This window comes from Capnocytophaga periodontitidis (assembly GCF_016126015.1).
GTDB lineage: Bacteria > Bacteroidota > Bacteroidia > Flavobacteriales > Flavobacteriaceae > Capnocytophaga > Capnocytophaga periodontitidis.
Genome location: NZ_JAEFDB010000004.1, coordinates 196077 through 217200 on the forward strand (window position 1 = coordinate 196077; position 21124 = coordinate 217200).

Here is a 21124-nt window from a genome sequence, read left to right on the forward strand (position 1 = left end):
TTTATCGTAAATCACGCAATTTTAGCAATTCTTCTACGTATTCTCTACTGTTAGAAAGTCGGGGGACTTTGTTTTGCCCGCCGAGTTTGTCTTTATGCTTGAGCCAATCGTGGAAAAGTCCCGCGCGTGCGCTGTGTACTTTGGGCTTGTTGAGGGTCATATTGTTGTAACGCTTGGCTTCGTAATCGGAGTTGAGTTTCTGGAGTTCGAGGTCTAATATCTCGGTGAATTGCTCTAAACTCTCTGGCGCCGACTCAAATTCTATCACCCACTCGTGTCCGCCTTTTAGCTTGTCCTGCATAAAGATAGGCGCTACGGTGTAATCTATCAAATGACTATTGGTTTGTTCGCAGGCTTTTTCTAAAGCGCGCTCAGCATTCTCTATAATGAGCTCTTCGCCAAAAACATTGATAAAGTGTTTGGTGCGCCCCGTAATCTTGATGCGATAAGGTGCTACTGAGGTAAATCGTACGGTATCACCTATAATATACCGCCACAAGCCTGCATTGGTGCTAATCACCATTGCGTAGTTTTTGCCTATCTCCACTTCACTCAGCGGAATAGCTTTTTGTTGGGCAGTGCCAAAGGTTTCCATCGGGATAAATTCATAGAAAATACCATAGTCGAGCATTAGCAGCATCTCGTCGGAATTGTTGCGGTCTTGAATAGCAAAAAAGCCTTCGGAAGCGTTGTATATTTCGTAATAGCGGAAAGTATCCGAGGGGATAATATTTTTATATTGTTCGCGATAAGGAATGAAACTCACTCCACCGTGGAAATATACTTCTAAGTTTTCCCACAATTCTAATAGGTGTTGTTTTTGGGTATCTTCTAAAATGCGGTTCAGCAATACGAGCATCCACGAGGGGACTCCTGCAATGCTAGTTACATTTTCGGTTTTTACTTCTTTTACAATTGCCTGTAGTTTGCTCTCCCATTCACTCATCAGCGACACTTTGTTGCTGGGAGTACAACTCCATTCTGCCCAAAAAGGCAAGTTTTCAATTAAAATTGCCGATAAATCGCCAAAATAGGTACCGTTTTGTTCGTATAATTGCTTGCTACCCCCAAGTCGCAAACTCTTTCCTTTGAAAAGGTTCGAATCCTCGTTGTTGTTCAGGTATAAGCAAAGCATATCTTTCCCTGATTTATAATGACACAATTGCAGAGCCTCCTCACTCACGGGTATAAATTTGCTTTTGGCATTGGTAGTCCCGCTGCTCTTAGCAAACCACTTGATGGGTGTATGCCAAAACACATTGCGTTCACCGCGCCGAGCTCTTTCAACATAAGGCTCAAAGTCCTCGTAGGTAGTGAGAGGCGTTTCACGCACAAATTGCTGGTAGTTTTTCACTTCGGCGAAGTTGTATTGCTTGCCGAGTTCAGTATCTTTGGCATTGCTGATTAGTTCTAAAAGCACGCGTTCTTGTACCCTATGAGGGTCGAGTACAAACTCTTGTATTTGGTCGATGCGACGTTTTAAAAACCACGAAGTGATAGAATTAAATAAAGCTAAAGGCATTTTGTTTCAGGTTTCAGGGAATAGGTGTTAGGTTTCAGGGTAGGATTTTGATACCTGCCCCCTGACCCCTAACACCTGATAACTTATAAAGAATTTTCTTTAGTGAATTTTACGATTTCGGAAATACGTCCGAAAGCAACGCCCACTACTGTATCGGCAGCACCGTAGTATACTGCTACTTTGTCTTCTTCGATAGAATGCAAGGCAGCGCAAGGAAATACTACATTAGGCACATCGCCGGTAGTTTCGTAGAGAGTGGCAGGCGCCAAGAGGTAAGGCTGTGTACGAGCGATTACCTTGCTTGGATTGTTGAGGTCTAACAATGCAGCTCCCATAGAGTAGCGGAAACCGTTGCAAGTGTTGATCACCCCGTGATAGAACAATAGCCAACCATCTTTTGTTTTGATAGGCACAGCTCCTGCTCCTATTTTGGTACATTGCCAAGCGCTATCTATAAAAGGTGTTACTTTCATCACACAGCGGTGTTCACCCCAGTATTTCATATCGGGGCTATAGCTGATGAAAATATCACCGAAAGGAGTATGTCCGTTATCACTTGGGCGGCTAAGCATTGCGTATTTACCGTTGATTTTCTCAGGAAAAAGTACCCCATTGCGGTTGAAAGGCAAAAAGGCATTCTCGCATTGGAAAAACTCTTTGAAATCAAAAGTATAAGCAATCCCGATAGTAGGGCCACAATAGCCATTACACCAAGTTACCCAATAGCGGTCTTCGATAAACGTTACGCGAGGGTCGTACTTATACTCAGAATGAAGGAAATCAGTATTACCACCTTTCATCACGATAGGTTCGTGGTTGATTTCCCAGTGAATAGCATCTTTACTGAAGCCAGCAAAAATGTTCATTTGTACTGCTTTGTTGTCGCAGCGGAAAACCCCTGCATAGCCGTCGCCAAAAGGCACAACAGCCGAGTTAAAAATACTGTTAGAGGTAGGGATATCATACCTACCGATAATAGGGTTTTCAGAATAACGCCACATTACATCGGTACAACCCGCAGGGCGTTCTTGCCAAGGAATTTTTTGACTCATTATTTTTGTTTTAGTTATTAAATTTTTTAAAATATTCATCAATTTCATTATGTAACTCTATACCTATACGTTCAAAGCAATCTAACAAACCTTGATAGGCATTCTCTCCTGCGAGAAAATCCCAAAACTCTTGGGCTACTTTTAGCTCGTTATCTAAATCTAACATTCCCGCCATTGTCCAGCGTGAATAAGGTTTAGGCTCATACGGATTGTAAGGTATAGCAATAAGGGTATGTATTTTTCTGTTAGGGTTTTTAGCCAATACACAGCCTACCCATTCTAATAAAGTGCGTTTAAATTCTTTAAAGCCTCCTTTGTTAGGTTTAGCTGTTTTAATGTCAAACAAGAAAAGTTCATCTGAATGACTTTCTAACCACACATCTACTTTGGTAGGCTTTACGATGTTCATCTTTCCTTCCTGACACACAGCCCTAATAGCTTCTATTTCTGCTTCCTTATTAGGGTTGCCATTTACGGTAAGATTGTCCATAATATCTTGAATAACCCGTTGTGCTTTTTCACTTATCTTATCACCTGCTACCGCTTGTAGTTTAGCAACTTTAAACCGAGATTCAGCTAATGATTTAGCCACAGGCTCAAAAATACTCGTCCCAAAATTAGTATTTAAAGAATGAATAAATGAAAACAATGCCATACGATCTTTACCCAATAAACGTGTATGGAAAGGCATCACCGCAGGTTCAGGGTTATAGTGCTGAAACTTTGTTCTAAGACTATGCCTAAGGGTGTTTTCTACATTAGTTATTTGTTGTGGGGTTAGTGCCATTTTCTGTTGTATTATTTAGAACATCATCAATATTTTTATTGAAAATTCTCTCAAAATTCTCAAAAAGTTTTTCTCCTCTTTGATTTTTATCAACTGTTTTATAAAGTATTTTCTCTTTTTCTTTAGTGTCAAGGTTATTCAATAAAGGATAATTATTTCGTATTGTCGTAATTATGTAATCTACAATTTTTTTAAATGCTTCCTCATTTTGTAAGATATATAAATTAGAGTATATTTTATTTATAAGTTGGTTTTGTTCTTGTAAACTCTCTCCTTCCAACTCTTCAAAATCTTTTTTATTTTTGTCCTTAATAAAATACTTTTCAATAGAATCAACGTCTGTATCTCTGTTTATAAACTTATATAAAAGGTATAAAATATGAAATCTTAATTTTTTATACTCAATATAATTGAGTTGAATATGATCTTCTAAAACTTTATATAGAGATACTATTATTTGATATAGTTTTATAAACCTATCTTCAAATATAATATCAATTAATTTACTTGTAGTAATATCAAAATACCCCGAAACCTTATGTGGAAGATATAATACAGAAGAAAAGAAAGCTCTTAGAATATCATTGATATTCACAATATAATCAGCATCACTTGAAATAGTGTCAATAGAGTTTTGTCTTTTATAAAAAAAAGATTTTGCTTGGAACTTATTTTTTTGCAAAAAATCCTCTAAGTCTTTTTGGATATTTTTAATTGATAATAGATCTTTTTCTGAAATACCATTTTGACTATTTGTTCTGATTGTTATCTTTTCATATTCTTCATCATTTGCAACAACAATTTTAACAGGTATTTTAACCAATTCTATATTAGACTGATTGCTTTTGAAAGTGTTGTAAATACTATTTGCAGTTTGGCAACCATTGACAATATTTACAGGAGTGATAATATAATTATCAACTCCATTTTTTATCTCCTTTGTTGTAATTGTTAGTCCATTGTTATATAAGTGAAATTTATTAGGTTCTTCAACAAGTGTTTTTTCAATATTTTTATTTACTTCTGTATGACCTAAATAAAGTCTAATATTATTTTTAAAAACATCAGGATATAAAGCTCTAATTCCACTTTCTTGTATAGGAGCAATACTATCAAGCAATTCTTTAGCATTTACAAAACCTATTAAGTAATTGTTTTCATACTTGCAATTATCTCTTGGAATTATTAGTTTATATTGATTAGAATTAAATTGTTCATATAACTCATTAAGCTTTTTAGAACCTTCTAAATGCACTCTTACAGAACCATAATTGGCATACTGATTTTTAATATAAGTAATCTCAGCATTCCAATCTTTTCTTATACTTTCAATGTCATTTTCATCCTTTTGTGTGTAAAAAGTAAGAACAAAGGAGGCTTCTAACTCTGGGTTTTCTTTTATATCTCTAATAAAATTAACTAATTTTATTAAATTTGCATCTGTAGGAGAGATTCCTTCTCCTTTTATTACTTTTATTGGAATTTCCACAAATTTTTTAAAATCTCCCAAATCAGCTTTATGGCTCTTTTTTGTTTGAATGAGATGAAATTCTATCTTATTATTATTGCGCTCAATGGCTTCTTTTACTTCTTGTATATTATCTTCTAATGAGTATATTTTATTAGCAATTAACAAAAAAAATGCATCGCCTCCTTGAGCAGAGCCCAAGGATATTTCTTTTCCTATTTTTTGTTTTGAATTATATGATTGGCTCGAATACTCCCAACAATGTAGAGAATTAACAAACCATTCAAACTTTAGATAATCTTCTTTCTTTCTTTCGGCTTTATCGAAGTTATTATCTATGAATTTATCTATATATCTTTCGAGTATTGTCTTCACTTTTATTACTTTTCTTTTAGATGAAATATAATCTCAGCATACGCACCTTTATCCTTCTCGGTACGGTTGAGTACAGGGCGTTTGTATTGATTTACAATGTGCATTCCTGCTCGCTCGGCTATTTCAGGGTATAAGCCGTACTTGTCGTTGGCTACCAAAAATACATCGTAATCATCGGCTAAAAAGCGTTTGCTATTGGTAAGCACCTCAGCAATACCCGCTACATACATACGTTTGGCTTCCTGCCCTTGTCCTTTGTAAAGGGGGCCTATCTCTTTATCGTCATTGCGCTCAAAACCAAAAAGGTCGTAAGCATAAGCGTGTTGCTCGTGATAATCAATCAGCCCTACATAAGGAGGTGATGAGAAAATACCTTTTATCTTTTGCTTTCTTGCCAAAGCGGCAAACTCAGGGTTCTTATGCTCTAATGCCTCAAAGATATCAATAGTACGACTATCACCTTGCAAACACTTTTGGTAGGTATTAGTACGCAATTCTTTAAATTGTTGCAAACGCTTGATAGTGTCTTTAGTGTAGGTCTCCCACCATTTCAATATAGAAAAAAGAGGTTTGCACACCTTGCCGTGTTTGGCACAATAGTAAGTGGTAGTTACGGGCTCTATCAGCGTGGCTAAATCGGCGTGAGTGGTAGCGCGACAACTGCGAATGGTACGGCTCAATATGAGGGTAACAATACGCTTGGTAGCGGGATTAGCTATCTGTTTAATAAGGTTAAACACAAAATCTATCTCCTCGCGCACGTGTTGTATATACCATTTATCTAAAAACGTATCGGCTTTAGCTTGTTTTAGTTGAATGTGGTACTTTTCTATGAGACCCTGATAAATAGGTAAAAACTGTTGCTCTTTCTCAGCGCCATATACTTTTCCGTCTATCTCTTTGCGTTGTAAGCGATATTTATAGTCGGGTACGGGGAAGAACTCTTTATTGAAATTATTGAGCGCTTCGGTAAGTTCAGCATCAAAAGCAAGTATGTGTTTTTCTGCTAAAAACTCCTTTAAGGCTTGGGTAATGCGGTGCGTTTCATTATACGCATCTACCAAATCATAATGTCCTACCTTAGCATTGCCTATGAGCGCATTGAAAGCCGACACATCTACTCCTATAGCGTGCATTCCTAATTCTGAGGCTTGCACCATAGTAGTACCACTACCCGAAAAAGGGTCGAGGACTATATCACCAGCTTTAAAAAAGACTTCTTTTTTGAAAGCATCAGTATGCCCATCTAAAAAATACTCTACCAATTGCGGAATAAACTTCCCTTTATAAGGGTGCAAGCGGTGTACGTGTTTGGTAGTTTCTGCTTCTTTATATTGCTCAAATGACAGACTCCAGTTGAGGTCATCACCTAATTTCTCTTTCCACTGTGAGGCGCGATTTCCACCCAAAGCATCATAATAGGCCTTAAGTTCCTCTTTAGCAATTTGAGTGATGCCATTGTTTTCAAATTTCTTTACTTTACCATACTGTACTAAATAGGAGATATTTGAGGAAGTAACATTCTTCCCCATATATTTCGTCGCCCACAATGAGGCTTGTTGCAATGTAAAGTATTGATTTGTATTTAGCATATTTTCTAATTAGGTAGATACTTAATTATTTTCATAGGGTATCAACTCTTGAATGGCATTCTCTATGCTATCATACCAATCGATGTAATCACCTATTTTACTTTCTAACAAAGTAACTTCTTCTGTCGTTAAATCTCTATTTAATACCTCATTAGATACTGTTTGTAAATCTTCTTTTGTAAGAAAATAAACAATATCTGATGTTTCTACCTCAAACTTTTCAAAAAGAGATTCAAAAATAGGTAAATCTTCCTCATCAATAGCTATTTGTAATACCGTCTTTGCCATAAGGTTGTTGTTTAAAAAATATCGTTAGTATGTAGTTTAAGAGTAGGAAATTTCTCTGAAGGGATATAATCATCTATTACATTGATAGGATTTTGGTACTTATCACCTTTCAGTATATAAACCAAAATATTTTGGTGATCGGGGTCAATAATCCAATATTCTGGTACTTTAGCTTCCTCATAAAGGGCATATTTAAACTTCATTTCCTTTTTAGAGTTGCCAGGTGAAAGGATTTCAATCACCAAATCGGGGACACCTTCACAACCGCGTTTGTCTATCTTTTCAGGGTCACATACTACACAAATATCGGGTTGCACAACCGTATAAATATCTTTATCTTCTTGTGCTTCTTTGAGCAAACGCACATCAAAAGGAGCGTGAAACACTTTGCCGTCTTTTCCTTTAAGAAACTGATAGAGCTCTCCTGCTAATTTCATTGATATTTCTTGATGTACCGCTGAAGGTGCAGACATTTTGAAGAGCTTTCCTTTAAAAAGTTCTACACGCTCTTTAAATTTCCACAATAGATAATCGGCATACGAGTACACGCCATATAGAGGGTCTAACTGGTTGATATTAGTGATTTCCATAAGGTTACTTTTAAGTTTCTATTTTTCAAAGTAATCAGTATCAATTTTTTTCACCTGATAATTTTCTACAACTGTTGTTCCTATTTCATATTCAATCATAAGTTTAGTAAGCGTTTTTCCATCAATAAGAACAACTTTTGGATCAATTGTCTTCACATATTCATAAGCATTATCGGAAAATTTACTTGTTGTGATAAAAACTCCTTTTTTTGCTCTTTGTCCATGTAAAGCTCCTACAAACTTTTGAACTTCAGGTCTTCCTATTGTAGTTTCTGTATCCCATTTTTTAGCTTGTAGATAGATAAGTTCTAACCCTAACTTATCTTCATTAATTATGCCATCTATTCCTTCATCATTTGTTCTTTTTACAGAATTTCCTTTTCTACTTTTTGCTCCTCCATATCCCATTTTTACCATTAGGTCTATAACTAAATCTTCAAAGAATTGCCAAGAATTTTCACGAACCTTTATCAATAACTCATGAGCTAATTCATCTTGTAACAGCTGATGAATATCTTCTAGTCTTTCAAAAGGTGTTTTATCTTCTATTAGATTTTCTTCTATACTTAATTGATTTAAAGAATCTCCATACTTAAAACTATGGAATTCAGGAATATTCTCTAAATCCTTAATTGTGATTTTTTTGTTGTTTTCTAACTTATTAAAGAACTCAACACCTTTTTTAGTAATCTTAAAATGAGATCGTTTAGTGGATTCTATAAGATTTGCTTTTGTAAAATAACTTTTTGTCCAATAAATTCGATTGTTGAATTTTGTTTGAGTACCACTTGGTACTTTTTCAGATTTATCATCCTCCGTTAATTTAAAATACTTTGTTAAGAAGTTTCTTAGCTCATCTATAGAATACTCCTTTTTATCTTTTATCATTAAAAAAGTAGGATAAAAAAAGGATTGGAAATCAGGTAATGCCATATTTAATCAATTTTTAATTGTTAATTTTTTAAAACATCAGAAAAAGTGATGTCTTGTTTTTAATTGTTATTGATTTTATAGACTTTGCCAAAGACCGTAGCACAGGTAGGTGTTAAGAACTTTGGCAAAGTGTGTGACGCAAATAACTGCTTGTAGTACCACGACCTACAACTACACTGTTTTCTTTATCAATTCTGTGATAAATGTTATTTGTTCATCATCAAGCTCGGTGTGCATAGGCAGAGAGATGACTTCTTGTACTAATTTATTGGTAACGCCAAAATCCGCTTCGTTATAAGAGTTGCGGGTATAGGCTTTTTGGGCGTGCAATGGTATAGGGTAGTAAATACCAAAAGGCACTCCGTTTTCACCAAAAACCTTAGCGAGTTCATCGCGTTTGCCATTAGTGATGCGGAGGGTATATTGGTGGAACACGTGGTCGTTACCTTTGGCGATTACAGGAGTGATGATATGAGGATTGCCTTTCAGCGCTTCGGTATATTTGCGAGCTGCTTCACGGCGGCGAGCGTTATAATCGTTCAGGTGAGGGAGTTTAGCGCGCAATACAGCCGCTTGTAAAGAGTCGAGGCGTGAGTTTACCCCTACTACATCGTGGTGATAACGCACGTACATACCGTGATTTACGATACCGCGAAGAGTGTAAGCAAGGTCGTCGTCGTTAGTGAAGATAGCCCCTCCATCGCCATAGCAACCGAGGTTCTTAGAAGGGAAGAAAGAAGTTGCCCCCACGTGACCGATAGTTCCTACTTTCTGTTTGTGTCCGTCGGCAAAAGTATAATCAGCACCGATGGCTTGCGCATTGTCTTCAATCACAAAGAGGTTGTGTTTTTTAGCCAAAGCCATTACGGCTTCCATATTAGCTGGCTGACCGAACAAATGCACGGGTACAATCGCTTTCGTGCGGGGAGTAATCGCTTTTTCAATAGCCTCGATGTTGATGTTGAAAGTATCGTCATACACATCTACCAATACAGGGGTAAGTTTTAGCAAGGCAATCACTTCTACAGTTGCTGCAAAGGTAAAATCGGCAGTGATAACTTCATCACCTTCTTTGAGTCCGAGCCCCATCATTGCTATTTGTAGGGCATCTGTACCGTTGGCGCAAGGGATGACGTGTTTTACCCCCATATAGTTTTCCAATTCCTTTTGAAAGGCTTGTACTTGGGGACCGTTGATAAAAGCGGTGGTGTTGAGTACTTCTTCAAAAGAAGCTTGTACTTCATTTTTAATTCTTTCATACTGACCTTGAAGGTCAACCATTTGTATTTTTCTCATATACTGAATATTAGTTGTTAGTCATTAAATTTACAGACGGCAAAGATACAACGTAATTGCTAAATTAGCAAATTTTAGTTATTGATTGTTAGCCACTTCCAAATAGCCCGATATTCTTTAGTTTTCGTATAAAAAAATTAGAAACTTAAACCGTTAATAAACAACATTTTAAAAATTTTCTCTAAAAATAATCACTTAAAAAAATTGGGAAATTAAATAATTATTTCTACTTTTGTACTTTCAAACTGAAAAATTTTAGTTATATACCTTATTTAATATAATATAAATGAGAACAATACAATTTAGAGAAGCCGTTTGCGAAGCGATGAGCGAAGAAATGCGTCGCGACGAGTCTATTTATTTGATGGGTGAAGAGGTTGCCGAATACAACGGTGCTTACAAAGCCTCTAAAGGAATGCTCGATGAGTTTGGTCCTAAACGTATAATCGATACCCCTATCTCCGAAGGTGGTTTTGCAGGTATCTCAGTAGGGGCAGCTATGAATGGTAACCGCCCAATCGTTGAGTTTATGACCTTTAACTTTTCGTTGGTAGCAATTGACCAAATCATCAACAATGCCGCTAAAATGCGCCAAATGTCAGGTGGTCAATTTAATATTCCTATCGTATTCCGCGGTCCTACCGCTTCTGCTGGTCAGCTTGCTGCTACCCACTCTCAAGCTTTTGAGAATTGGTACGCTAACTGTCCTGGTTTGAAAGTAGTAGTTCCTTCAACTCCTTATGATGCTAAAGGATTACTCAAATCGGCTATCCGCGATAACGACCCTGTAATCTTTATGGAGTCTGAGCAAATGTACGGTGATAAAGGTGAAGTACCTGAAGAAGAATACACTATTCCTCTTGGTGTTGCCGACATTAAACGCGCTGGTAGCGATGTAACTATTGTATCTTTTGGTAAAATCATCAAAGAAGCTCACAAAGCTGCCGATATTTTAGCCAAAGAAGGCATCGAATGTGAAATCATCGATTTGCGTACCGTGCGTCCACTCGATTTCGATACCATTTTCACATCAGTGAAAAAAACAAACCGCTTAGTAATTTTAGAAGAAGCTTGGCCTTTTAGCAGTGTCTCTTCCGAAATTACTTACCAAGTACAAGAACACATTTTCGATTACCTCGATGCTCCTGTACAACGTATTACTACCACCGATACTCCTGCGCCATTCTCTTCAGAATTGCTCAAAGAGTTCTTACCTAACGCCGAAGACGTAGTAAAAGCTGTAAAAAAAGTACTTTATAAATAAGAATTTGCTATCATTTTTATTTTTTAAAAGTTATATTTTATTTTTTAGTCTTCACGATTTTCTTTTTCGTGAAGACTTTTTTTGCGCTCTACACCGTTAAACTTTTGTTAAACTCTCATTTTTACAATGTTAAACTTCTGATAACTTAAAATAAGAGTTTTTAACACATCCCCATAGCCAAAATACTAATAAACTATTAAAAATTAAGTCCAAAACTTTTTTCATTAACATATTTATTATGTTAAATTGCAAAACAGACATTTTGCTCTCTAAATAGAACTTGTCTATATTGAAGTTTTTTTTACTACCTTTGTATAAAATAGATGAGAGAAAACAAAAATGCCATTGATTAAAACATTTGATATTGATGTAAAGACCAAACTTTACTTATGGGATGTGGAGGAGAGGCTCACTGATTTGCAGCAAGCGGTCGTACTCACACCCCAACAACAAGAAAGTTTGAATGCCATTCACAATGAGAAAGGCAAAAAAAACTTCCTTGCTACACGCGTATTGCTCAAAAATATCGGTTATACACCTACTGCTCTGTTCTACGATCCTAACGGAAAACCTTTCCTTAGCGATGGAAAACAAATTTCTATCAGTCATTCCTTTAATAAAGTAGCAGTGATTATCAGCGATAGAAAAGTAGGGGTAGATATAGAGAAAAAACGCCAAAAAATAGTAGCTATAGCACATAAGTTCACCCAATGGAACTTTAGAGCAGCCTCTTTCTCTTTAGAAAGTATCATACAAAAACTCACAATGACGTGGTGCGCTAAAGAAGTAGGCTTCAAAATTCACGGCAATCCTGAACTCACCCTCAACGATGTAAAAGTACGCGATTTCTTCCCTACCGATAGCTCTACCGAGATACTCGTAGGGCGTGGTAAATACGAAGTCCACTTCATTTTTATAGAGGATTATGTTTTAGGCTACTGCCATAGTATCAAGTAACAAATAATAGTTAACAAACAAAAAAAGCGACTCTTTTTGAGTCGCTTTTTTTGTTTGTACCTCTCCATTTCTACGACTTTTGAAAACCTTATAACTACAGCACTCTAACAAAACACTTTAAATAAAACTAAAAATATTTATTTAAAAATTTTCAAGTTATCTAAAAATGAATTACCTTTGCGCCGAAATAATAAGTAATTGTGCCTGCCTCAATAAGGTAATAAGAAAATTGCCCGTGTGGCTCGCACCAAATTTTCTAAACAAATTAATATTATATGAAAACTTTTTTATCAGCTATTGCTATAGCTTTCAGTACTTTATGTTTCTCTCAAAACGGAACTATCAAAGGTACTATCACGGTGGATAACGATCCTTTAGAAGCTGTAACTGTCCAACTCGAAAGTAAATCTTTAAAAAAATGGACAACCACCGACCGCAACGGTCATTATTCTATTTCCTTACCAGCCGGTGAATACCGACTAAAAATTCGCTCCTTAGGCTACATTCCTTACAACGATAAAGTGGTCATTACTCAGGAAGAAACCCTTACTCAAGATGTCGCTCTTAAAGAAGATGTACTCGGTATAGACGAAGTAGTCGTAACCGCTACTAAAACCAAAGAAAACCGCAAGGATGCTCCTGTACTGGTGAGTGTTACTACCAATCGCGAACTGGCAAACGTCAAAGCTCATACCTTGATGGAAGGTCTGGTATTCCAACCGGGTTTGCGCACCGAAGTAAACTGTCAGAACTGTGGTACTTCCCAAGTGCGCATCAACGGTTTGGAGGGAGCTTATTCCCAAATTCTCATCGATAGCCGTCCTATCTTTGGCTCGCTTAATGGCGTGTATGGCTTAGACCAAATCCCTGCCAATATGATCGAGCGCATAGAGGTAATCCGTGGAGGTGGTTCTGCCCTCTTCGGCTCTAATGCCATTGCTGGTACTATCAATGTGATTACTAAAAATCCTACTAAAAACGAGGCGCAAGCAGGTATTGTGGGTAACCTCATAGGCGGTAAATCAGCCGATGTGGTAAGTTCCTTCAATGGCTCTCTCGTGAGTGAGAACTATATGCGCGGTATCTCTTTCCACGCAATGCAACGCTCACGTCAGTCTTACGACGATAATGGCGATGACTTTACCGAAATCACTCGTTTGCGCAACCTCAATGCAGGTGCAAAACTCTTCAACGATTTCACCGACCGTCATAAACTCACCGCCGAACTGAACGTGAGCAACGAAAACCGTCGCGGAGGTAATAAACTCGACGAACCCGAACACCTTGCCGACCTTGCCGAGAGCATTCGCACTCAAATGCTTGGAGGGAATGCAAGTTTCGATTACTTTTCGCCTGCTTATAATCATAAGTTCACCGCCTATACCAGTGCCGAACGCACTCGCGCCGATAACTATTACGGCAGTTTCGACGGTACTGATATAGTAGCCTCTTCTGGCAACTATGGGGTTACTAAAGAAAATATATGGTTACTCGGCGGACAACATACAGCTTATGTGCCTACGGGCAACGGCAATTTGCAATGGACGTCGGGCGCCGAATTTCAATATGATAAGATAGCCGAAAAGCGTCAGAATCCTAATGTGCTTGCCGTAAACCAAAAAGCGAATACATTTGGTCTCTTCACTCAAGCCGATTGGCGTATCTCTCCCAAAATCAAAGTGCTCGGGGGTGTGCGATTCGACAATGTAAATTCCGATATAATGAAGAAAAGCGTTACAGCGCTCAACCCTCGTGCGAGTGTGCTTTATAATATCGATGAAAACTTCATCGCTCGGGGTTCGTATTCAAGAGGATTTAGAGCGCCTTTCTTCTATTCAGAAGATGTACATAGCGAATTGCAAGGAGGTGAAGCACGACGCGTAAAACTCGCCGATAATCTTAAAAAAGAGACCTCCGATAGCTTTACCGCTTCTTTTGAGTATAACCACGCTCACGATAACCACCAATTTGTAGCGATGATAGAAGGATTTTATACAGCTTTGCACGACCGCTTTACTTACGAAGATGCAGGTTTAGAAAATGGATTGCCTATTCGCGAGAAACGCAATTCCGATGGCGCCGTAGTAAAAGGGGTAAATATAGAAGTAAAATATAGCCCCAATCCCAAATTTATGGTACAACTTGCCACCACTATCCAAAGTTCTAAATACAACAGTGTGCAAAACCCCGAAGAAAACGTCTATACCGATGAAATTCTCCGCACGCCAAGTGTGTATGGCAACCTGATGGCAACCTATAAACCACGCCCTAATTGGGATATCAACTTTGTAACCGTATATACAGGTAGTATGAAAACCACTCACTTAAAAGGCTATATCCCCGATACGCGTTTGGAGACCACTCCCGCAATGTGGGATGTAGGGGTTAATACCGCTTATGAATTTAAATTCCCAAGCTTCTTCCCCTTAGAAGTAAGTTGCGGTATCAAAAACCTTTTCAACCAATACCAAAAAGATTTCGACAAAGGCGCTGAACGCGACGCCGATTACATTTATGGTCCTTCGCTACCTCGCACTATGTTTGTAGGTTTAAAAGTGAAGATTTAATATTCATATTAACTTTGCAAAGTTTGCCCCAAAATTGAAACTACTTTTATAATCTATTTTAAATAAAGAAGATACAGGAATTACAAGAAGATTAGGTAATGATTTAGTAATAGCTCTTATTTCATTTGATTATACCTATTTTCTCAGTAACTTCTAGGTGCAAAGGTACAACATCTTGACAATATAACCAAAAAAATTTACCTTTGCACCCGCAGACGTGCAGCAACGCACGTCTGCGTGGAGCTGGTAATGTGTCAGATGTGTTATTTTTAATTATGTAGTAGAATGCGACAAAATCAAAAAATTTTGTCAGATTGAAAAAAAATGTATCTTTGCCCCCAATATGAAATATTTCACTTTTATATTTAGTTTATATCTGCTGGTGCTCACAGGAGTTCCCTGTGCTGATATGCCTATATATGAAGGTGAAAACACTGCTTTTCGATTAGTAGCTACGCCTGATGATACTTCTTCGCATCTTCACTTAGATGTTTGTTCCCCTTTCTGCGTATGCACTTGCTGTCAGGTGCTTGTGGACAGCTTTTCCTTCAATACTTTCACTATAGAAGCACCTATAGAAACTATTCACCCTCATAGCCTCCCCCTCTATACCGAGGTGTGGGTATCGGCTTACTATGGTAATATCTGGACGCCTCCTAAAGTATAATCTATCTTTATTGTTTATTAGTACCCACTAATATTTTTGCTTTGAGAACTATTCTTGAGGCATTCTTCTTATTTATTCACAATTAAAGAAAGATTATGTTAGATAAAATTATTAAATTCAGCATCAAGAACAAGTTTCTTGTAGGATTGATGACTCTTGCCCTTATCATTTGGGGTGTATGGAGTGCTATGAGGCTACCCATTGATGCCGTTCCCGATATTACCAACAACCAAGTACAGATTATTACTTCTACGCCTACTCTTGCCTCGCAGGAAGTGGAGCAACTCGTTACTTTCCCTATAGAACAAGCTATAGCCAATATTCCTGGACTGGAAGAGACACGCAGTATTTCGCGCTTTGGACTCTCGGTGATTACTGCCGTTTTTAGCGAAGATATGGACATCTACTTTGCCCGTCAGTTAGTCAATGAAAAACTTAAAGAAGCGCAGGAGCAAATCCCCAAGGGAATAGGCACCCCCGAACTTTCGCCCGTGAGTACAGGACTGGGGGAGATATATCAGTATATCATTCGCCCTACGGAGCAGAGCAAAAACAAATATTCCGCCAAAGACCTCCGCACCATGCAGGACTGGATCGTGGCACGCCAACTCTATGGTACCAAGGGAATAGCCGAAATCAACAGCTTTGGAGGCGAACTCAAGCAGTATGAGGTGGTTATAGACCCCGATCGCCTCCGTGCCATGGGGGTGAGTGTCAGTGATATTTTCACTGCCTTGGAGCAGAACAACCAAAATACAGGAGGTGCCTATATCGACAAGCGCCCCAACGCCTACTTTATCCGAGGGATAGGCATGGCTCGCTCCCTTGAAGATATAGGCAATATAGCCGTAGGCAAGCACACCCCTCCCCTCTTCATCAAGCATGTAGCCGAGGTACGCTTGGGCAGTGCCATCCGCTATGGTGCCCTTACCTATAATGGCGAGGTGGATGCCGTAGGTGGGGTAGTGATGATGCTCAAGGGCGAAAACAGCCACGAGGTAGTCAGTCGTATCAAAGAAAAACTGCCCACCATACAGCAATCCCTACCTGAAGATGTAGTGATAGAGCCTTTCTTAGACCGCACGGACTTGGTACAACGCGCCATCCATACAGTAGAGAAAAACCTCTTAGAAGGGGCGCTGATTGTCATCTTCATCTTAGTACTTTTCTTAGGGAACCTGCGTGCCGGACTGATTGTTGCCACGGCCATTCCGCTCTCCTTGCTCTTTGCCTTAGGAATGATGAACCTCTTTGGAGTAAGTGCCAACCTGATGAGCTTGGGAGCGATAGATTTCGGAATTATCGTAGATGGATCGGTTATCGTGGTAGAAGCAGTGATGCACCACTTGGCGATCCGAAAGAACCACCAACGACTTACCCAAACACAAATGGATGAGGAGGTATTCCATTCCGCTTCCAAAATACGCAGTAGTGCCGCCTTCGGAGAGATTATCATCCTGATGGTGTATATACCCATTCTTAGCTTGGTAGGAGTAGAGGGCAAGATGTTCCGCCCTATGGCACAAACCGTCGTCTTTGCTATTTTGGGAGCCCTGATCCTTTCCCTGACTTATATCCCTGCCATGAGCGCTTTGCTCCTACCTAAAACAGTAAGTGACAAGCGCAGTTTTGCCGAGCGAATGATAAGCTGGCTCTACCGTCACTACCAACCGCTCTTTGTCCGTTCTATCCGCCTTAGGGGATGGATAATAGGCAGTACCATGGTACTGTTCGTCCTTGCGGTAGGCATTTTCAGCCGTATGGGAGGTGAGTTTATTCCACAACTACAAGAAGGTGATTTTGCTTTTCACTGTATTCTGCCACCGGGCACTTCCCTGAAGCAGAGCTTGGAGACTTCCATGCAGGCCTCTCGCTTGATTCGTGAGTTCGACGAGGTGAAAATGGTGATAGGCAAAACAGGTTCTGCCGAAGTACCTACCGACCCTATGCCGCTGGAAGCCTCCGATATTGTGATCGTTCTCAAGAGCCAAGACCAATGGAAAAGTGGTCGCTCCTATGAGGAATTAGGAGATGCCATCATTGAACGACTCAAGGATATTCCTGGGGTCTTCTTCGAGAAAAACCAGCCTATACAAATGCGTTTCAACGAATTGATGACAGGTATCAGACAGGATGTAGCGGTAAAAATCTTTGGAGAAAACATGGATACCCTCGCCCACTACGCCCAAAGAGTAAGCCAACTTATCCAGAAAACAGAAGGTGCTACCGCCCCACAGGTCGAAAAAGTAAGCGGACTTCCGCAAATCAATGTTACTTACGATCGGGTACGCTTGGCCAACTACGGACTTTCGGTGCAAGAGGTCAATGAGGTACTCAGTACCGCCTTTGCTGGTAAGAAGGCTGGGGTTGTCTTCGAGAACGAACGAAGGTTCGACCTTGTGGTACGCCTCGATAGCCTCCATCGTACCGGAATTGACGATGTACAGCATATGATGGTAGCTACCGAAAATGGGCAGGTGCCGATGAGCCAATTGGCCACTATCAAATATGAATTAGGCCCCGCACAAGTAAGCCGTGAAGCAGGCAAGCGCCGTATCGTCATTGGCTTCAACGTGCAAGGGCGCGATGTGCAGAGTGTGGTGAGTGATATAGAACAAAAATTAAAGGGCGTAAAGCTCCCTACGGGCTATTACTTTACCTATGGCGGTCAGTTTGAGAACCTACAACAAGCCACCGACCGACTGCTCATAGCCGTGCCTGTAGCCCTACTTTTAATATTTTTCTTGTTATACCTTGCTTTCCACTCTATAAAACAATCATTGCTCATCTTTAGTGCTATCCCGATGAGTGCCATTGGGGGCGTATTTGCCTTGCTTCTTCGGGGAATGCCTTTTAGTATTAGTGCGGGTATTGGTTTTATCGCGCTCTTTGGGGTAGCAGTGCTCAACGGTATAGTGCTTATTGGCACTTTCAACCAGCTGAAAAAAGAAGGAATGACCAACCTTTTGCATCGCGTGATTACGGGTACCGAAATGCGTTTACGCCCTGTGCTAATGACGGCTATGGTGGCGAGCTTAGGTTTCCTACCTATGGCACTCAGTCAAGGAGCAGGAGCAGAAGTACAACGCCCCTTAGCTACAGTGGTTATTGGGGGGTTAGTATCGGCTACCTTCCTCACCCTCTTCGTGCTTCCGTTGCTTTACATCGCTTTCAATAGTACCTTTTCTTGGCGCCGTCCTTCAGCTAAAGTACTCACGATAGCCCTATTGCTTATCAGTCCTATAGCGCTACACGCTCAGCAGTCTTACTCGCTACAAGAAATAGAGCAAATAGCCCTTAAGAACAATGGAGTGATTAAGGCAGCACAACTCAAGCTACAAGGAGCAAGTGCTAAAGAGCGAACCTCTTTTGAATTGGCTAAAACAGACTTTACAGGGCAATACGGGCAGTACAGCAGTGCTGAAAAAGACCTTTCAGTAGGTGTATCACAATCTATTCCTTTGCCTACAGTATTTGCTGCTCGCAAAAAGCTCTATCAAGCAGAGACACAATTACAACAAGGGCAATTAGCCCTTCAGCAGAATGAACTGAAGCGGCAAGTGCGCAACGCATATCAGCAATTGCAATATTTGACTTTTAAAGAGGAACAGCTCTTGCAGCTTGATAGTCTCTACAATAATTTTATTCGCATTGCTGAAGTACGCTATAAAGCAGGGGATACCAAGAAGATAGATATTAACACTGCCCAAGTGAAGAAAGGAGAAATAAGTTTGTTACTTCAACAGAACAAAACTATACAACAAGCTACCTATCGCAACTTGCGTACGTTAATGCAAACAGAAGAAGCATTTACCATTACCAAGTCGCCCGTGTATGAGCCTTTGTTACTCAGTGAGCCTTCGGATGTACAACTCTCTCAGCACCCTTTGGTACAACTTAGCTATCAAGAAGCAAACATAGCTGAGTACAACAAATGTCTAGAGCGTGCCCAAGCCCTGCCCGACCTTACATTGGGCTATACCAATCAGTCTCTTATAGGAATGCAAACCATTGGAGGGGTAGAGACCTATACTGATAGAAGTAAACGTTTTCACTTTGCCACCATAGGGCTTTCAGTTCCTATTTTTACCGCTACCCGTGCCAAGGTGAAAGCTTATAAATATCAGAAAGAAGCAGCTATAGAAGCAGCTCAACAAACAGAAAAACAGCTTAAAACTCAATGGATAAATCTGCAAGAGGAATACCAACTGAATTTGCAAAAATATCAGTTTTACAAACAAGAAGCGCTACCTGAAGCCGAGCGCATTATCCGAGCCAATCAGTTAGGGTATAGCGCAGGTGAAATAAGCTATGTGGAGTACCTTTACACCCTACAGACAGCCGTAGATACCCGCTTGGCATACCTTGAGAGTATCGAGGCGCTTAATCAAAAAGTAATAGAAATACAATCCCTTTTAAACCAGTAAAACAAATGAAAAAATATGGTATAAAAATCGCTTTTATCCTTATAGGAATTAGTCTATCAGCCTGCAATGGCACTCCTACAACTACCAATAATCAAAAGCTCGAAGAGCGCGAAGAACACCACGAAGAAGGAGGCAACCTCACCACCCTTACCCAAGCTCAAATCCAAACTGTAGATATTCGTTTGGGACATATAGAAGAAAAAGCTCTTGCCGCTACCCTCAAAGCCAATGGAATACTGAGCGTGCCTGCCGACCATCAGGCGAAGGTATCGACTGTATATGCGGGGATTATCAAGAGCGTAAAGGTAGAGATAGGCAGTTATGTGCAAAAAGGGCAAGTAATCGCTACTGTTTCTAACCCAGAATTCTTGCAACAACAACAGCGCTTGCTCACCGTTAATGGTCAGATAGAACTTGCTAAACAAGAACTTGACCGTCAGCAAACCCTCTATGAAGGGAATGCTGGTACTGGTAAGAACCTACAAGCCGCTACTACTCAGCTACGCACTCTCCGTACCGAAAAAGCTTCGCTTGAAGAACAAATACGCCTAATGGGCTTAAACCCTCAAACACTCACCGATAAGGGAATGCAATCTACTTTGGCGATAGTGGCTCCTATTAGTGGGAATATCAGTGCGGTATATACTAACAAAGGGGCTTATATAGATGCCTCCACCCCTATTGTGGAAATCATCGACAACAGTTCGCTACACCTGCACTTGCAAGTGTATGAGCGTGACTTGCCTTACATTAAGGTAGGACAACAAGTGCACTTCAACCCTACCAATAACACCTCTCGCGAATATGATGCCCAAGTGTATAACATTGCGGCTTCGTTTGAAAACGAAAGCAAAAGCATCATTGTACATTGCCACGTAGAGGGTGACAAACAAGGGCTCATCAATGGAATGAATGTAACAGGGGTTATCAGTCTTGACAAACAAACGACCCCTGCTGTACCTAACGAGGCTATCGTAGAGGATGCTGGTAAATCCTACATTTTTCTGGTAACCCAAACTTCGGATAAAGAAACCTCTTTTGAGAAAGTGGAGGTAGTAAAAGGAGCTTCCGAAAGTGGGTATACTGCCATTGCCCCTGTAAAACCTATAGCCCCCGAACAGACTATTGCCACCAAAGGAGCATTCTTTATCAACGCAACCTTAGTAAATGCTGGAAAAGATAGTGATTAGAATTGGTAATGTATCGGATATATTATTAAAATTTTATTACATTAGAAATACAATAAAAATATAAAAGTAAAAAACCACGACTTCGGACTGTGTTTTAAGCTCCCTGCAAGGGCAAGTGGTTTTGAGGTGCCTACACGTCTAATGCGTGC

At 39.6% G+C, this 21124-nt stretch carries 15 protein-coding genes; 6 read left to right on the top strand and 9 right to left on the bottom strand.

Going from position 1 to position 21124, the window contains the following annotated elements; translation table 11 throughout:
• Window position 1: 1 nt before the first annotated feature.
• The 9 genes from I7X29_RS08660 to I7X29_RS08700 form a co-directional block, all read right to left on the bottom strand.
• On the bottom strand, window positions 2–1522 hold the full coding sequence (locus I7X29_RS08660; protein WP_198474068.1) for a GH3 auxin-responsive promoter family protein: 1521 nt from the start codon (window positions 1520–1522) through the stop codon (window positions 2–4).
• 83 nt (window positions 1523–1605) lie between these two features.
• A complete protein-coding gene (locus I7X29_RS08665; protein WP_009417204.1) occupies window positions 1606–2574 on the bottom strand; it encodes a glycoside hydrolase family 130 protein in 969 nt (322 codons plus the stop codon).
• A 10-nt stretch (window positions 2575–2584) separates the two neighbouring features.
• Window positions 2585–3361 (bottom strand): TdeIII family type II restriction endonuclease, encoded by a 777-nt coding sequence (locus I7X29_RS08670; protein ID WP_198474069.1) that lies wholly within the window; start codon window positions 3359–3361, stop codon window positions 2585–2587.
• Window positions 3333–5204 (bottom strand): AIPR family protein, encoded by a 1872-nt coding sequence (locus I7X29_RS15670; protein ID WP_198474070.1) that lies wholly within the window; start codon window positions 5202–5204, stop codon window positions 3333–3335. The genes I7X29_RS08670 and I7X29_RS15670 overlap by 29 nt, the downstream gene beginning before the upstream one ends.
• Window positions 5205–5209: 5 nt before the next feature.
• Entirely contained in the window at window positions 5210–6796 is a 1587-nt protein-coding gene (locus I7X29_RS08680; protein WP_198474071.1) for a DNA methyltransferase, read from the bottom strand.
• A 21-nt stretch (window positions 6797–6817) separates the two neighbouring features.
• Window positions 6818–7084 carry a hypothetical protein gene (locus I7X29_RS08685; protein WP_088593323.1) on the bottom strand — a complete coding sequence of 89 codons (267 nt, stop codon included), beginning with the start codon at window positions 7082–7084 and terminating at the stop codon, window positions 6818–6820.
• Window positions 7085–7095: 11 nt separating this feature from the next.
• Window positions 7096–7674, bottom strand: coding sequence for a Uma2 family endonuclease (locus tag I7X29_RS08690; protein ID WP_198474072.1), 579 nt, complete (start codon window positions 7672–7674; stop codon window positions 7096–7098).
• An 18-nt stretch (window positions 7675–7692) separates the two neighbouring features.
• Entirely contained in the window at window positions 7693–8607 is a 915-nt protein-coding gene (locus tag I7X29_RS08695; RefSeq protein ID WP_015781947.1) for a restriction endonuclease, read from the bottom strand.
• A 171-nt stretch (window positions 8608–8778) separates the two neighbouring features.
• Complete coding sequence (locus I7X29_RS08700) at window positions 8779–9903, bottom strand: DegT/DnrJ/EryC1/StrS family aminotransferase (protein ID WP_198474073.1); 1125 nt, start codon at window positions 9901–9903, stop codon at window positions 8779–8781.
• A gap of 286 nt (window positions 9904–10189) precedes the next feature.
• Here I7X29_RS08700 and I7X29_RS08705 point away from each other — a divergent pair, with 286 nt between their 5' ends.
• The 6 genes from I7X29_RS08705 (at window position 10190) to I7X29_RS08730 (ending at window position 20975) form a co-directional block, all read left to right on the top strand.
• Window positions 10190–11167 (top strand): pyruvate dehydrogenase complex E1 component subunit beta, encoded by a 978-nt coding sequence (locus I7X29_RS08705; RefSeq protein ID WP_088593326.1) that lies wholly within the window; start codon window positions 10190–10192, stop codon window positions 11165–11167.
• Between the two features lie 339 nt (window positions 11168–11506).
• Window positions 11507–12124, top strand: coding sequence for a 4'-phosphopantetheinyl transferase family protein (locus tag I7X29_RS08710; RefSeq protein WP_009750735.1), 618 nt, complete (start codon window positions 11507–11509; stop codon window positions 12122–12124).
• Between the two features lie 275 nt (window positions 12125–12399).
• A complete protein-coding gene (locus tag I7X29_RS08715; protein WP_198474074.1) occupies window positions 12400–14691 on the top strand; it encodes a TonB-dependent receptor in 2292 nt (763 codons plus the stop codon).
• Between the two features lie 343 nt (window positions 14692–15034).
• The gene (locus tag I7X29_RS08720; RefSeq protein ID WP_095897561.1) at window positions 15035–15358 is read left to right on the top strand and encodes a DUF6660 family protein; all 324 of its coding nucleotides are present in this window, start codon (window positions 15035–15037) and stop codon (window positions 15356–15358) included.
• A gap of 95 nt (window positions 15359–15453) precedes the next feature.
• Window positions 15454–19785 (top strand): CusA/CzcA family heavy metal efflux RND transporter, encoded by a 4332-nt coding sequence (locus I7X29_RS08725; RefSeq protein WP_198474075.1) that lies wholly within the window; start codon window positions 15454–15456, stop codon window positions 19783–19785.
• A 5-nt stretch (window positions 19786–19790) separates the two neighbouring features.
• Entirely contained in the window at window positions 19791–20975 is a 1185-nt protein-coding gene (locus I7X29_RS08730; RefSeq protein WP_009411030.1) for an efflux RND transporter periplasmic adaptor subunit, read from the top strand.
• Window positions 20976–21124 lie beyond the last annotated feature (149 nt).

Excerpts from the sequence above, each read along its gene's own strand:
- I7X29_RS08660 (WP_198474068.1), bottom strand. The coding sequence starts at position 1,522 with ATGCCTTTAGCTTTATTTAATTCTATCACTTCGTGGTTTTTAAAACGT.
- I7X29_RS08730 (WP_009411030.1), top strand. The coding sequence starts at position 19,791 with ATGAAAAAATATGGTATAAAAATCGCTTTTATCCTTATAGGAATTAGT.
- I7X29_RS08705 (WP_088593326.1), top strand. The coding sequence starts at position 10,190 with ATGAGAACAATACAATTTAGAGAAGCCGTTTGCGAAGCGATGAGCGAA.
- I7X29_RS08685 (WP_088593323.1), bottom strand. The coding sequence starts at position 7,084 with ATGGCAAAGACGGTATTACAAATAGCTATTGATGAGGAAGATTTACCT.
- I7X29_RS08715 (WP_198474074.1), top strand. The coding sequence starts at position 12,400 with ATGAAAACTTTTTTATCAGCTATTGCTATAGCTTTCAGTACTTTATGT.
- I7X29_RS08710 (WP_009750735.1), top strand. The coding sequence starts at position 11,507 with ATGCCATTGATTAAAACATTTGATATTGATGTAAAGACCAAACTTTAC.
- I7X29_RS08670 (WP_198474069.1), bottom strand. The coding sequence starts at position 3,361 with ATGGCACTAACCCCACAACAAATAACTAATGTAGAAAACACCCTTAGG.
- I7X29_RS08665 (WP_009417204.1), bottom strand. The coding sequence starts at position 2,574 with ATGAGTCAAAAAATTCCTTGGCAAGAACGCCCTGCGGGTTGTACCGAT.
- I7X29_RS08700 (WP_198474073.1), bottom strand. The coding sequence starts at position 9,903 with ATGAGAAAAATACAAATGGTTGACCTTCAAGGTCAGTATGAAAGAATT.
- I7X29_RS08680 (WP_198474071.1), bottom strand. The coding sequence starts at position 6,796 with ATGCTAAATACAAATCAATACTTTACATTGCAACAAGCCTCATTGTGG.
- I7X29_RS08695 (WP_015781947.1), bottom strand. The coding sequence starts at position 8,607 with ATGGCATTACCTGATTTCCAATCCTTTTTTTATCCTACTTTTTTAATG.
- I7X29_RS08725 (WP_198474075.1), top strand. The coding sequence starts at position 15,454 with ATGTTAGATAAAATTATTAAATTCAGCATCAAGAACAAGTTTCTTGTA.
- I7X29_RS08690 (WP_198474072.1), bottom strand. The coding sequence starts at position 7,674 with ATGGAAATCACTAATATCAACCAGTTAGACCCTCTATATGGCGTGTAC.
- I7X29_RS08720 (WP_095897561.1), top strand. The coding sequence starts at position 15,035 with ATGAAATATTTCACTTTTATATTTAGTTTATATCTGCTGGTGCTCACA.